Genomic DNA, 14143 nt, shown 5'->3' on the forward strand with positions numbered 1-14143 from the left:
TAGCTCTTTGATTGACGCAATTTCGGACGGAAAACCGCTTCACACTTTTCCTGAAATTGCTCTAGTTTCTCACGTAACCGCGGTCTTCACCGCGAAGCGGGCGTCCTGCCAGGCGCCGGTGCGCAGAATATCCTCCAGGACTTCGACCGCCTGCCAGACATCGCCATATCCGACATAGAGCGGCGTGAAGCCGAAACGGATGGTCGACGGCGCCCGGAAATCGCCGATCACGCCGCGCTCGATCAGCGCGCGCATCACCTGATAGCCATGCGGATGGAGGAACGACACCTGGCTGCCGCGCTGGCTGCCGTCGCGAGGACTTTCCAGTTCAAGCCCGTAGGCGCCGCATCTGGCTTCGACGAGCTGGATAAACAGGTCGGTCAGCGCGATGCTTTTTCTGCGCACCGCTGCCATATCGACGTCGTTCCAGATATCGAGCGCGCCCTTGAGCGCCCGCATCGACAGCACCGGCTGCGTTCCGCACAGGAAGCGGCGGATCCCGCTGCCGACGGCAAAGCCCTGCTCGAAGGCAAAGGGCCGCGCATGGCCCCACCAGCCGCTGAGCGGCTGCCTGATATCACCATGGTGGCGCTCGGCCGCGTAGATGAAGGCCGGCGAGCCCGGGCCGCCATTGAGGTATTTGTAGGTGCAGCCGACAGCGAAATCGGCATTGGCACGGTCGAGTTCGACCGGCAAGGCGCCGGCGGTGTGGCAGAGGTCCCAGATGATCAGCGCGCCGGCGTCATGTGCCTTGCGCGTCAGCGCCGCCATGTCGCGCAACTGGCCGGATTTGTAGTTTACGTGGTTGACCAGGATGACGGCAACGCTGTCGTCGATCAGCTCCTCGATTGCGGCCGCGTCGACGCCCTCCAGCCGCAGCCGCGTTCCCGGCCGGGTCGAGGCGACGCCTTCGGCGATGTAGAGGTCGGTCGGGAAACTGTCGCCCTCGGCAACGATGACCGACCGATCCGGCCGCATGCCGAGCGCTGCGTGCAGCAGCTTGTAGATGTTGATCGAGGTTGTGTCGCAGACCACCGTCTGCCCGTCAGCCGCGCCGATCAGTCGTCCGAGCTGATCTCCCAGTTCCACCGGCATGTTGAACCAGCCAGCCGTGTTCCAGGCGCGAATGAGGTCCTGCGCCCATTCCTGCGTGGCGGCCTGTTGCAATTCGCTGAAGACGGCTGGTGACGCGGCACCCAGCGAATTGCCGTCGAGATAAATCACGCCTTGCGGCAAGACAAAGCGTTCACGCATGGAGCGCAGCGGATCGGCGGCATCCATTGCATCGATTGTAGCGAGATCGGGTGTCGTGCTCATGATCCGGCGCCCTTCCATGGACAAACGCGCGCGGCGGAGCCTGCCGCCCAAACATGCCGGCGATCTTGAGTGGTCGCCCTTGAACTGTCAAATATTATATATAATTCACCCATTGAAAGGCTTTGATATATAATGATCCGCCGAGCGTTTATGTCTGATGGATCACGATGCTGGATGACGAGCAGACCTCGAAGACGGAAGCGGCCTATCGCCTGCTCAGGCGCGATATTCTTGCGACCCGGCTGGCGCCTGCCGCGCCGTTGAAGCTGAGCACGCTGCGCAACACCTACGGCATCGGCTGGACGCCGTTGCGCGAGGCGCTGTCGCGGCTGGAGGCGGAACGGCTTGTGACCGCCATCAGCAACCGCGGGTTTGCGGTCGCTCCCGTCTCTCGGGCGGAGCTCGAGGATTTGGCGCGTGCGCGGCTGGTGGTCGAACTGCCCCTGCTGGTGGAATCGATCGAGGAGGGCGACCGTGAGTGGGAAGACGCGGTCGTTGCCGCCCACTATCGTCTCTCACGGTGCGGGTCTGTTCTCGACGATCCATCGGATGATGCGGTCGACGCGTGGTACGAAAAACACGATGCCTTCCATGCGGCGCTGCTCAGTGCCGCGACATCCAGCTGGCTGCTGCGCTTCAATGCGACGATTTCCGACCAATTGCATCGCCATCACCGCTTTCTGGGTCTGGCCCCGACGCTGCGCGCCGCCGCCGGCCGCACGGATGGCCACCGGAAGGCCGTGGCGGCCCTGCGCGACGCCGTGGCGATCGAACACCATACCGCCCTGATGGAAGCGGCCCTCGATCGCGACGTCGAACGTGCGAAAACTCTGATGACCGCTCACATCGGCTACACGCTGCAGGTCTATGCCCAGAGTGAACCCGGCGCGGATGCTGCGCAGCCCCGTCCGAAAAGGAAGCGGCGATCGTAGCCGACGACGCAGGGCACTTTGTCTTCGTTTCACCCCGTTGCCGGCCAACGACTACGAGCGGCGCTCGCAGCGCCGAACGTTACGCTGAACAAAACGTCAACACATTCATTAAACTTTAAAAGGTTGCGGAACACAACTGGAACAGATAGTGTTTGTTCTGGGTTTGTTTTTTCTGATTCTGGTTTCAGAACCCTTGGGGGCCGCGATGCTGACGCGCAAACAACATGAGCTTCTGATGTTCATCCATGAACGCCTGAAGGAGAGCGGAATCCCGCCGTCCTTCGACGAGATGAAGGAAGCGCTCGACCTCGCCTCCAAGTCCGGCATCCACCGCCTGATCACGGCGCTTGAGGAGCGCGGTTTCATTCGCCGGCTGCCGAACCGGGCGCGCGCGCTGGAAGTGCTGCGGCTACCCGACTCGATCGCACCAGGCCTCAACGCGGCGAGGAAGTTTTCGCCGAGCGTCATTCAGGGCAGTCTTGGTCAAGCCGGCCAAGGGCAAGGCGGCCAGGGACAAGGCGGGATGGGCCAAGGCGGTCTCGGCCGCCAGATCAAGCCGGGCTCGCCGTCGCGTTCGATGTCTGCCGGCAATGACGATGCCGTTTCCGCGATTTCAATCCCGGTTATGGGACGCATCGCCGCCGGCGTGCCGATCGACGCCATCCAGCATCAGACCCATTCGATCTCGGTGCCGCCCGACATGATCATGGGCGGCGAACACTACGCGCTCGAGGTCAAGGGCGATTCGATGATCGAGGCCGGCATTTTCGATGGCGACACGGTCATCATCCGCAATGCCGACACAGCCAGCCCCGGCGAGATCGTGGTGGCGTTGGTCGACGATGAGGAAGCGACCCTGAAACGCTTCCGCCGCAAGGGCGCCTCGATCGCCCTGGAAGCCGCCAACCCGGCCTACGAGACCCGCATTTTTGGACCGGACAGGGTGAAGGTGCAGGGCAAGCTTGTCGGATTGATCCGGCGCTACTGAGCCGGCTTGGGTTTGTACTTTTCACGCTGGTTGTAAGGCGGCAGGCCGCGCGCTTCGCGGGAGAAGCGGCGTTGCTCGTGCCAGGGGCGATACGGCTTGTCGACGGCGAAGCGGATGGTTGGCGCTGCAGCTGCCGATTGCGGATCGAAGAAGACGGCGGCGCTGCCGTCGCGGGCCAGCTGTTTCTTCGTCACGACCAGCACAAGCGGGTCGCGGCACGGATTGTAGGCCGTGGCGTCATCGATGACGATCAGGCTCGCGAAGGCACAGGCCGGCCGCGCCGTCTTGCGGTCTTTGGCAAGGGCTACAATGGCTCCGGAAGGGTGTCGGGCGATACAGAGATCGCCCATGCAATAGAAGGGCGACCCGGGCGGCAGATCGAGCGGATCGAGATCGAACCGCGTATCTGTTGCCTCGAAAATCTCGGGCGGGATAATGGTTTCGGCCCGCAGCGCCCGTTTCCAATTGTCCGTGGTGAATTCGTTGGAGCGTTCGCGGTTGAGGGCGAGTTCGCCGCCACCGATCGGCATGGCCACCAGATGTGCGTCCTCGGATATGAGCACGTCGGGCGTAAGCACCTGCGGCACCGTCAACAGGCCGGCCAGCGCGAAAGGCACGGCCGCCAGCCTGAGCCAGGTGGTGGCCATGGTGGCGATGACGAGGGCGACCGCCACCAACAGCACCGAGCGGATGGAGATCAGCCCGACGGCGTCGACCGGCGAGCGCTCGGAAATCCAGGCCGATATAGCGATCATCGCCATCAGACCCTTGCCCATCACATAGAGGAACGGCCCGTCGGCGCCGAACGGCATCGCCAGTGCGCTGAGCACGGCAAAGGGCATGACGATCAACGAAACAATCGGCATCACGGCCAGATTGGCGATCAGGCTGAGCGGCGACACACGCTGAAAATGCCAAATGGCGAACAGCAAGGTTGCACTGCCGGCGATGATCGAGGTCATGGCGAGGCCGCCCATGGCCAGCGCGAATTTTCGCGACAGGAAGCCGACGAAGGAGCGCTTTGCCGACGGCGTTCTCACCTTGTCGGCGCGGTAATCGGCCCAGCCGGCATAGGCGCCGACAAGGGCGGCGGTGGCGGCAAACGACATCTGGAAGCTGGGACCGACCACCTCGTGCGGCGACACCAGGATGACGGCAATGGCGGAGATCGCCAGATTGCGCATGGTGAGTGCGGCGCGATCAAACAGCACGGCGACAAGCATGACCGCCAGCATGATGAAGCTGCGCTCGGCGGCAACCACGACGCCTGAAATAACGAGATAGGCGGCGATCGAGACAAGCGCTGCCGCGGCCGCATATTTCTTCACCGGCCGGCGCGAAGAGAAATCGGGAAACAGCGCAAAGGCGCCACGCAGCAACGCCATGATGGTGCCGGCAACCAGCGCCATGTGCAGGCCGGAGATGGAGATGATGTGGTAGATGCCGGTGCGCCGCATCGCTTCGTTGACCTCGTCCGGGATGCCAGCGCGCACCCCGACAATCAACGCCGCGGCAATCTCGCCTTCGGCGCCGCCGATCTTGCCCCTGATATGGTCGGCAATGTTTTCGCGCGCGTTCTCGATTGCCGAGGAGAGCCGCGCGGTCAGCGGCGGCGGTCCCTGCGTAGCAATGGTTTTCGGATTGCCGAGAAAGAAGCCGCTGCCGCCGATACCGGTGAAATAGCTGTCGAAGGAGAAATCGGAGCTCTCTGGCCGCACCGGACCGGTCGGCGGCAACAGCCTGGCATAGCCGGTGATCAGGGAGCCGGCGGTCATATCGGCGGGAACGGTCCGCGCCGAGAGCCTGACCCGCTCCGGGGCGTAGCGCAGCTTGGGGTAAGCGGTCGAAACCACGTCGAGCGTCAGCCTGATGCGCCCGCTCTCCATCTGTTCGAGACTGACGACGCGGCCGGTCAGCCGTGTCTGGATCTCGGAGCCGAGCATCTGCGTTCCGGCGCGCCAGGTCTCGACCTTGGCGGCGACGACGCCGAGCGCGCACAGCATCGCGGCCATGCAGAACAGATGCGTCCTCGGCTGCGATCGCGTGGCGACAGCGCAACATGTCGCCAGCACCACAATGGCGATTGGCTGCGCAAAGCCGGGCTCGCCGGCCAGCGAGAAATAAATGATGACGCCGGCCGCCAGGAAAACCGGCACCAGCAGGAAGGCGACGCCCCGGTCGAGCTCCGTGTTGGCGGCCACGGCAAGGCTGCGGCGGAGCGCGGGCCATGACGGACGGCGAAGCCGTCTGCGCAGACGGGCGATAGATCCGGGCGCTGTGACTTGCGTCGGCAACGCGTGACCGGGCAGCGCAGGCGCGACGCCGGGATGCGGCTCAGGCAGCGCGAGGGGCAGCGGCTCGGCATAGGGACTATCGGCAAACAGCGAGCGTTCGCTGACGCTTGCCTCGGCGCCTTCGCCTTCCTTCGTGCCCCGGCCACGTCCAGCCATCGGGTCTGCCCCTTGCGCCCCAGACCCCCTATGCTACATGAACGCGCAAAGCGCGAAAGTCTGCGTGATCACGTCCACCGCGCCGGAATCGACCATCACCTGGCAAGGACGCTCAATCCTCAATCATATCCTGGCCCTCCGCCCTCAGGCGAGCAAGCCCATCGTGCATTGCCTTCAATTGTTCCGGTGTATGACCCTGCCATTCACCGAGTTCACCCAGGATGAGCAACGGATCACGGGAGCGGTAGGATTTCGTCGGATTACCGGGAAATTTTTTGTCGGTCAGGTTAGGGTCATCCATAAAAAACCCCGTCGGCTTTACGATGTAAATCCTTTGACGACCGTCACCCGTTGCAAGCTCTGCTCCCCAGATGGCGGCTTCCAGTGTCTGGGTGAAATAGATCCATGACAGTGGTTTACCTCTGAAATTGGAAGGGTGGCCGACGCTCAGCAGATCCCCGGGTTTCAAATCCGCCCGGGTACCATGGTAGAACGGATCACCCTCCGTATGGTCGGCGTTTTCGGTCATCGGTAGCCCTTCTTTCAATCTGCCTCCTTCGTGGCGGACCGGACTGCACACAGTTGCGGTGTTCACGATAATGATTGCAGAAAGGTCAATATGCGTGACCAAGCCAACGCTGTCACGGCGGCGTTGTGTCGGGCAGTGCCGCATCCGTGAAGAAATGTCCGCTCGTCAGAGGGGGCTACCACCGTCGCAGCGATGTTCCAGGCACTGTGACGGGCGCTGCAGCCGAATGAAACCCAGACATTGACGCTGCTGCCAAACGAGGTTGCGCGGAGGTGCGAACAGATTTTGTGCTACAAGGCTCCACCGCCAGTTGACGCAACCGATAATTGCCGACGTGCCCCCGGCCTCATCCAGCCATCGGGTCTGCCCCTTGCGCCCCAGACCCCCTATGCTACATGAACGCGCAAAGCGCGAAAGTCCGCGCGATCACGCCCCGCTTTCCAAGGTTCCCGAGAATTCCATGTCCGACACGGTCGTCACCCGTTTTGCCCCCTCGCCCACCGGCTATCTGCATATCGGCGGCGCGCGCACGGCGCTGTTCAACTGGCTGTACGCCAGGCACACCGGCGGCACGATGGTGCTGCGCATCGAGGACACCGACCGCGAACGCTTCAACGAGGCGGCGACACAGGCCATTCTGGATGGGCTGACCTGGCTCGGCCTTTCCTGGGACGGTGAGGCCATATCGCAGTTCGAGCGCGCGCCGCGCCACCGTGAGGTGGCCGAGGAGCTGGTGCGCCTGGGCAAGGCCTATTACAGCTACGAGACGCCTGCCGAGCTCGAAGCGATGCGCGAGGCCGCACGCGCCAAGGGCTTGCCGCCGCGCTACAACGGCCAGTGGCGCGATCGTGCCCCCTCGGAGGCGCCTCCCGGCGTCAAGGGCGCCATCCGCATCAAGGCGCCGACCGAGGGCGAAACCGTGGTGCACGACCGTGTGCAGGGCGAGGTGCGCTTCCCCAACAAGGACCTCGACGATTTCATCATCCTGCGCTCGGACGGCAATCCGACCTACATGCATGCCGTCGTCGTCGACGACCATGACATGGGCGTCACCCACATCATCCGTGGCGACGACCATCTGACCAACGCCGCGCGCCAGACGGTGATCTACAACGCCATGGGCTGGGACGTCCCGTCGATGTCGCATATCCCGCTGATCCACGGCGCCGACGGCGCCAAGCTGTCGAAGCGGCACGGCGCACTCGGTGTCGAGGCTTATCGCGCCATGGGCTATCTGCCCGAGGCACTGCTCAACTATCTGGCGCGGCTCGGCTGGAGCCATGGCGACGACGAGATCATGTCGATCAAGGACATGATTTCGTGGTTCGACATCGGCGATGTCAACAAGGGTGCGGCGCGCTTCGACTTCGCCAAGCTCGAGTCAATCAACGGCGCGCATATGCGCAAGATGGCCGATACCGAGCTGTTCGACATTTTCGTCGCCACTCTGCCATACCTGGAAAGCGGATCTGCTATCGCCGCCCGTCTCGACGACGCCAGGAAGGCGCAGCTGCTGGCCGCCTTGCCGGGCCTGAAAGAGCGCGCCAAGACGCTGGTGGAACTGGCCGATGGCGCGGCCTTCCTGTTCGTCGAGCGGCCGCTGCCGATCGACGAGAAGGCGGCAGCACTGCTCAGTGCCGACGCGCGCGCGATCCTGCGCGGCGCACATGCCGCTTTGCAGACTGTTTCGGGCGATTGGTCGGCTGCCGCGGCTGAAGCCGCGGTGCGCGAGTTCGCAGCGGCCGGCGGCCACAAGCTCGGCGCCGTGGCCCAACCGCTCCGGGCGGCCCTTACCGGCCGTAGCACCTCGCCCGGCGTGTTCGACGTGCTTGCCGTGCTTGGCCGCGAGGAAAGCCTGGCGCGGATTGCGGATCAAATCGATTAGGAGCGAGCTGGCCCAAAAAGATTGGCATTGAAAGGCGGGTTTCGCAGTGCAACATTAGGCCTTGGCCCAATCTGGCACGCACCTCCTAAAATGCGGTGGCGAGTTCGCGCATTCCGGTGATTTCGACGTGTCGTTTGCCGGAATTGCCTTGCCGGCATGAGGAACATGAAGGAGTTTGAGAATGAGCGAAGCTGCGACAAGACTGGAAACCGGCAGCAAGACGACGCACCCGTCGACTGCCACGCTCGAACTGGCCGGCAAGACGCATGAATTCAAGGTGCGAAGCGGCTCGGTCGGGCCCGACGTCATCGACATCGGTGCGCTCTACAACACCACCGGCGCCTTCACCTACGATCCCGGCTTCACCTCGACGGCGAGCTGCGAGTCGGCGATAACCTTCATCGACGGCGATGCCGGCATCCTGCTTCACCGCGGCTACCCCATCGACCAGCTGGCCGAGCATGGCGACTTCCTCGAAGTCTGCTACCTCCTGCTCTACGGCGAACTGCCGACCAAGGCGCAGAAGGACGATTTCGACTACCGGGTAACGCGCCACACCATGGTGCACGAGCAGATGTCGCGCTTCTTCACCGGCTTTCGCCGCGACGCGCATCCGATGGCTGTGATGTGCGGCGTGGTCGGCGCGCTGTCGGCCTTCTATCACGACTCCACCGATATTTCGGATCCGTATCAGCGCATGGTCGCCTCTATGCGCCTGATCGCCAAGATGCCGACGATTGCGGCCATGGCCTACAAATACCATATCGGCCAGCCCTTCATTTACCCGAAGAACGAGCTGAACTTCGCCGCCAACTTCCTGCATATGTGCTTTGCGGTGCCGTGCGAGGAATACAAGATCAATCCGGTGCTGGCGCGCGCCATGGAGCGCATCTTCATTCTGCATGCCGACCACGAACAGAACGCCTCGACCTCGACCGTGCGGCTTGCAGGCTCGTCGGGCGCCAATCCGTTCGCCTGCATCGCCGCCGGCATCGCCTGCCTGTGGGGCCCGGCGCATGGCGGCGCCAACGAGGCCGCGCTCAACATGCTGGGCGAGATCGGCCATGTCGACCACATCCCGGAATTCATCGCCCGCGCCAAGGACAAGAACGATCCGTTCCGGCTGATGGGCTTCGGCCACCGCGTATACAAGAACTACGATCCTCGCGCGAAGATCATGCAGAAGACGGCGCATGAGGTGCTGGGCGAACTCGGCATCAAGGACGATCCGCTGCTCGACATCGCCATGGAGCTGGAAAAGATCGCGCTGACGGATTCCTACTTCATCGAGAAGAAGCTCTATCCGAACGTCGATTTCTATTCCGGCATCACGCTGAAGGCGCTGGGCTTCCCCACCACCATGTTCACCGTGCTGTTCGCGGTCGCGCGCACCGTCGGCTGGATCGCGCAGTGGAAGGAAATGATCGAGGATCCCCACCAGAAGATCGGCCGTCCGCGCCAGCTCTACACCGGCGCGCCGGAACGCGACTACGTGCCGATTGCGAAAAGGTGAAAGAGAGTGAATGGTGAATGGTAAGTAGTGAATAGCAGGTAGTAAGTAGCAGCTCGATTATAGGTGAGAGCGCGTTAATCCTATTCACTATTCACTATTCACTAAGCCCTATTCGCTCTCCCGATGTGGCGAAGAACGACATCCGCGGCGATATCGCCGGACGGCTTGTCGGTTGCCATGCGCCTGGCAACTTCGGCAAAGCCGTCCTTTTGCCAGGCGCGGTAGGCGGTGTCTGAAAACAGTGCCTCGAGCTGCCGCGCCAGATAGTGCGGCCGCACATACTGGTTGTAGCTTTCCGGCACGACCGGCCGGTCGGCGATAAGGTTGGGCAAAGCAGCGCTCCACACCGTGATCAGGCTCTGCGCCATCAGCATGATCGGATCGAACTTGTAGCAAGAGATCATCGGTACACCCGACAACGCCAGTTCCAGCGACACCGTTCCTGACGCGATCAGCGCCGCATCGGCCTTGCCGAAGGCCTGCCACTTGCGCTCGGGATCGAGGATGACTTCCGGCTCCTGATCCCAGCGCGCCACCGATGTTTTGACCAGTTCGGCGACATGCGGCACCGTCGGCAGCAACAGCCGCAGCCGGTGGCCACGCGCGCGCAGCGCCGACACCGTCTCGCCGAACGGACCGATAAGCCGGCTCACCTCGCCGCGCCGCGACCCTGGCAGGACGAGCAGCGTCTTGACGTGATCGGCCGAGAGATCGCGTGGCTGGGCTTGCGCCCTGGCCGCGCCCAGCACGCCTGGATCATGCGTGAGGCGATGTCCGACGTAAGTGCCGGGCGGGCCGCCGAGACGGCTGAGCTCCTTTACCTCGAAAGGCAGGATGCACAGTATGTGGTCGACATACGGCTTCATCGCGGCCGCCCTACCCGGCCGCCACGCCCAGACGCTCGGGCAGACATAATGGACGATCGGGATCGACGGATCGGCGGCGCGGATCTTTTTGGCGACGCGCAGCGAGAAATCGGGGCTGTCGATGGTGATCAGACAGTCGGGTTTTTCGGCGGCAACAGCACTTGCCGTCTGGCTGATCCGCCGCATCAGGCGCGGCAAGTCACGCAGGATGGCGCTGAGCCCCATCAGCGCGATCTCGGCGCCGTCGAACAGCGGCGCCAGTCCGAGCGCCTGCAGATGCCGCCCGCCAGTGCCGACGAGTTGCACCTCGCGCCCGGTCATGCGCTTCAGCGCTTGCACGATGTCGGCGCCCAGCAGGTCGCCGGATTCTTCGCCGGCGACGATGGCAATCTTCAGCGGCTTCTCAGCTGCCATGGACAGACTCCGCAGCCGGCAGGCCGAACACGAACATGCCGAGCGCATTGGCGCGCGCGACAACGGCGGGGCCTTCGAGGATGAGCGAACGGCCGGCTTCGACGGCAATGCCGGCGAGCCCCGCGGCATGCGCCGCCTCGACGGTCCGGTGGCCGATAGATGGCAGATCGGCACGCAATTCCTGGCCAGGCTTGGCGCATTTGACCAGGACACCGCGCGTCTTGCCGGCCAGCCTGCCATGGCCGCGCAACTGCTGCGTCCGCTCGAGCAGTCCGTGGGTGCCCTCGACGCCTTCCAGGGCAACAGTGCGGCCACCGATGGCAATTGCCGCCTGACCAATGTCGAGCGCGCCGATGGCCTTTGCCGCCGCGTGTGCCGCCTCGATATCGCGCCAGTCGGACTTTCGCGGCACTGCTTTGGTCAGCGGCCCTTCGGCCGCGACGAGCCGGGGCACGACTTCATGCGCACCGACAACCTTGACGCCCCGTGCCTCCAGGCCGCGGGTCAATATCTTCAACAGCCCGTCATCGCCGCGGGCAAGCGCCATGGCGAGCGAGGGTATAAGTGCCAGTAGGCCAAGGTTCGGACGCATGTCGACCAACCGCGGCCTGCGCCTGATCTCGCCGGCAAGCACAAGATGGGTGATCCGCCGGCGCCTCAGCAACGCAACCAGCGAGCCGATGTCTTCCAGCGCAAGGCTTTCATGCTCATAGATTGTGAGGTCGGACTGACGGTCGGCCTGACCTTCGACCAGGATGATGACGGGCGGATGTCCGGCCTCCGCCAGGCCGGCGGCAACTTCGACCGGCAAGCTACCGCCGCCGGCAATGATGCCGACCCTTGCGTCCGGCGCAAGATCGAGGCCCGTTGAAGTGGCCTCAGCCTTCGTCATCGGCATCGTCGCCGTCGCCACCCTTAAGCGACGGGACGGCAAAATGCCGCTTGCCGCGACTGGTGATGAAATCGATGATTTTCATGGCCGTCGGCGACGACGCAAACTCGGCCTTGGCGAATTCGATGTTCTCGCCGACAGTGCGGGAGCGGTCGAAGATGGTCTTGTAAGCCTTGCGCAGCAGGTAGATTTCGGCGCGCGGCAACCCGGCGCGCTTCAGGCCGATGATGTTGAGTCCACGCAGGCTCGCGCGATTGCCCACCGCAATGGCGTAGGGAATGACATCGCCGACAAAAGCCGAGCAGCCGCCGAGAAAGGCGTTGTCACCAACACGCACGAACTGATGAACGGCGCTGAGGCCGCCAATATAAACGCTGTCACCAACCTCGCAATGGCCGCCCAGGGTCGCGCCATTGGCGAAGGTGGCGTTTTTACCGACGACGCAATCATGGGCAATGTGGGCATAGGCAAGGAAATTGCCGTTGTCGCCGACGGTCGTCTCGCCGCGGCTGGAATCGGTGCCGAGATGCATGGTCACGCCTTCGCGGATCGTGCAGTTCTGGCCGATGACCAAAGTGGTGCGGCCGCCCTTGTGCTTGGTGTTCTGCGGCGGTCCGCCCAGTGTCGCCATTGGATAGACCTTGGTCGCGGCGCCAATGGTTGTCGCGCCCAGCACCGAGACATGGCTGACCAGTTCGACGCGGTCACCGATCACGGCGTCAGCGCCGACATAGCAGAAAGGTCCTATTGCGGCGCCTTCGCCGATCTGCGCGCCGGCCTCGATGACGGCCGAGTGGTGGATTGAAGTCTGTATTTTCATGAGCATTTCGAACCGTCAGCCGGTAACCATCATTGCCGAGATCTCGGCTTCGGCGGCCTTTGTGCCCTCCACCATGGCCTCGCAGGCGAATTTGAGCAGGTTGCCGCGCATCTTGATTTTCTTGACGTGGATTTTCAACTGGTCGCCCGGCACGACCGGTTTGCGGAATTTCGCATTATCGATGGTCAGGAAATAGACCAGCGACGGCTTTTCCGTGTTGAGGTTACGGATGCAGATCGCGCCGGCGGTCTGCGCCATGGCCTCGACGATGAGCACGCCCGGCATCACCGGCTGATCCGGGAAATGGCCCTGGAAATGCGGCTCATTGATGGTCACGTTCTTGATGCCGATGGCAGAATCATTGCCGTCGATTTCGATGATGCGATCGATCATCAGGAAGGGATAGCGATGCGGCAAAAGCTTCATCAACCCCAATATATCGACCGCTTCGAGCGTCGCCGGCACCATCTCAGCTACTTCCCCCTTCGCCCTGCTTGCGCGTCCTGGCGAGCTTCCTCAGCATGGCGATCTCGCGCATGGCTTCCGCCATCGGCTGCGCCGGATAGCCTCCCCAGATCTCGCCCGCCGGCACGTTGCTCATGAACCCGCTTCTTGCAGCAAGCTTGGCCCCTGATCCGATGGTCAAATGATCGGCAAGGCCAACGCCGCCGCCCATGGTGACACCATCACCGACGGTGACGGAGCCGGAAATACCAGAGAGCCCGGCAATAATGCAATTGCGGCCGATGCGAACGTTATGGGCGATCTGCACCAGATTGTCGATCTTGGTGCCCTGACCGATGACCGTATCCGACATGGCGCCGCGATCGACGGTCGTGTTCGAGCCGATTTCGACATCGTCCTGGATGATGACGCGGCCGACCTGCGGCACACGCTCAGGGCCTTTGGCGCCGCCGACAAAGCCGAAGCCGTCCTGGCCTATCCTGGCGCCGCCATGAATGATGACGCGGTTGCCGATCAGCGCATACTGAACACTGACACCCGGCCCAATGTAGCCGTCACGGCCGATCTGGCAGGAGGGGCCGATAACGGCGTGGGGGGCAATGACCGTTCCGCTGCCGATGGAAGCGCGGGGGCCGATGACCGCTCCGGCCTCGATGATCGCCCCGGCCTCGATATGCGCCGAGGCATCGACATGAGCTTGCGGCGAGACCCCGGTTTCGCTGGTCATCGGTCCCGGCGTAGCCGCCGTCGGGAACAGCAGCCGGCCGATCATGGCGAAGGCCTGCTGCGGGCGCGGATGAACCAGAACCGCGATGCCGGCCGGCGCCTTGCCCGCGAACTCGGCGGGACAAAACACGGCCGCCGCCTTCAGCGACTGCATCAGCGCGAAATTGCGCTTGCCGTCGACGAAGACGAGCGCACCCTCGCCGCCTTCATTGGCTGGCGCCAACGCATCGATCGATATGTGGGCAAGATCGGAATCGACGAGCGATGCGCCGGTCAGATTCGCGACTTCGCCGGCCGTATACCGGCGTGATGGCGCGAAGAACACCGGATCGGTCATTCCAGAAGC

The 14143-nt window shown here is 63.4% G+C and carries 12 protein-coding genes; 4 read left to right on the top strand and 8 right to left on the bottom strand.

The annotated features are described in order from the left end of the window. Window positions 1-69 precede the first annotated feature (69 nt). Window positions 70-1317, bottom strand: a complete 1248-nt coding sequence (gene kynU / locus X771_RS148555) for a kynureninase (RefSeq protein WP_023688567.1) — start codon at window positions 1315-1317, stop codon at window positions 70-72. Between the two features lie 167 nt (window positions 1318-1484). On the opposite strand from kynU, the gene X771_RS148550 reads away from it, so the two are divergent. Continuing rightward, window positions 1485-2249 carry a GntR family transcriptional regulator gene (locus X771_RS148550; RefSeq protein ID WP_023688568.1) on the top strand — a complete coding sequence of 255 codons (765 nt, stop codon included), beginning with the start codon at window positions 1485-1487 and terminating at the stop codon, window positions 2247-2249. 205 nt (window positions 2250-2454) lie between these two features. After that, window positions 2455-3237: a transcriptional repressor LexA gene (gene lexA, locus X771_RS148545; RefSeq protein ID WP_023688569.1), complete on the top strand. Its 783-nt coding sequence runs from the start codon at window positions 2455-2457 to the stop codon at window positions 3235-3237. Here lexA and X771_RS148540 read toward each other — a convergent pair. Both X771_RS148540 and arr read right to left on the bottom strand, forming a co-directional pair. Continuing rightward, window positions 3231-5687 (bottom strand): ComEC/Rec2 family competence protein, encoded by a 2457-nt coding sequence (locus X771_RS148540; protein ID WP_023688570.1) that lies wholly within the window; start codon window positions 5685-5687, stop codon window positions 3231-3233. The genes lexA and X771_RS148540 overlap by 7 nt on opposite strands. A 112-nt stretch (window positions 5688-5799) precedes the next feature. After that, window positions 5800-6216 carry an NAD(+)--rifampin ADP-ribosyltransferase gene (gene arr, locus X771_RS148535; protein WP_023688571.1) on the bottom strand — a complete coding sequence of 139 codons (417 nt, stop codon included), beginning with the start codon at window positions 6214-6216 and terminating at the stop codon, window positions 5800-5802. Window positions 6217-6676: 460 nt separating this feature from the next. Between arr and gltX the strand changes: the two genes are divergently transcribed. Together gltX and gltA are read left to right on the top strand one after the other, a co-directional pair. Next, entirely contained in the window at window positions 6677-8101 is a 1425-nt protein-coding gene (gltX, locus tag X771_RS148530) for a glutamate--tRNA ligase (protein ID WP_023688572.1), read from the top strand. 181 nt (window positions 8102-8282) lie between these two features. Further along, the gene (gene gltA, locus X771_RS148525) at window positions 8283-9614 is read left to right on the top strand and encodes a citrate synthase (RefSeq protein WP_023671037.1); all 1332 of its coding nucleotides are present in this window, start codon (window positions 8283-8285) and stop codon (window positions 9612-9614) included. 101 nt (window positions 9615-9715) lie between these two features. Here gltA and lpxB read toward each other — a convergent pair whose 3' ends face one another. Genes lpxB through lpxD form a run of 5 tightly spaced genes read right to left on the bottom strand, consistent with a single transcriptional unit; the run spans window position 9716 to window position 14134 of the window. Next, window positions 9716-10894 (bottom strand): lipid-A-disaccharide synthase, encoded by a 1179-nt coding sequence (gene lpxB / locus X771_RS148520; protein ID WP_023688573.1) that lies wholly within the window; start codon window positions 10892-10894, stop codon window positions 9716-9718. Then, complete coding sequence (lpxI, locus tag X771_RS148515; protein ID WP_023688574.1) at window positions 10884-11786, bottom strand: UDP-2,3-diacylglucosamine diphosphatase LpxI; 903 nt, start codon at window positions 11784-11786, stop codon at window positions 10884-10886. Before lpxI ends, lpxB begins: the two co-directional genes overlap by 11 nt. Then, on the bottom strand, window positions 11773-12606 hold the full coding sequence (gene lpxA / locus X771_RS148510; protein WP_023688575.1) for an acyl-ACP--UDP-N-acetylglucosamine O-acyltransferase: 834 nt from the start codon (window positions 12604-12606) through the stop codon (window positions 11773-11775). The genes lpxI and lpxA overlap by 14 nt, the downstream gene beginning before the upstream one ends. A gap of 15 nt (window positions 12607-12621) precedes the next feature. Next, window positions 12622-13074 carry a 3-hydroxyacyl-ACP dehydratase FabZ gene (gene fabZ, locus X771_RS148505; protein WP_023684696.1) on the bottom strand — a complete coding sequence of 151 codons (453 nt, stop codon included), beginning with the start codon at window positions 13072-13074 and terminating at the stop codon, window positions 12622-12624. 1 nt (window position 13075) lies between these two features. Further along, window positions 13076-14134, bottom strand: coding sequence for a UDP-3-O-(3-hydroxymyristoyl)glucosamine N-acyltransferase (gene lpxD, locus X771_RS148500; RefSeq protein WP_023688576.1), 1059 nt, complete (start codon window positions 14132-14134; stop codon window positions 13076-13078). Window positions 14135-14143: the final 9 nt, after the last annotated feature.

The sequence above is a fragment of the Mesorhizobium sp. LSJC269B00 genome (assembly GCF_000502815.1).
In the GTDB taxonomy this organism is placed as follows: domain Bacteria; phylum Pseudomonadota; class Alphaproteobacteria; order Rhizobiales; family Rhizobiaceae; genus Mesorhizobium.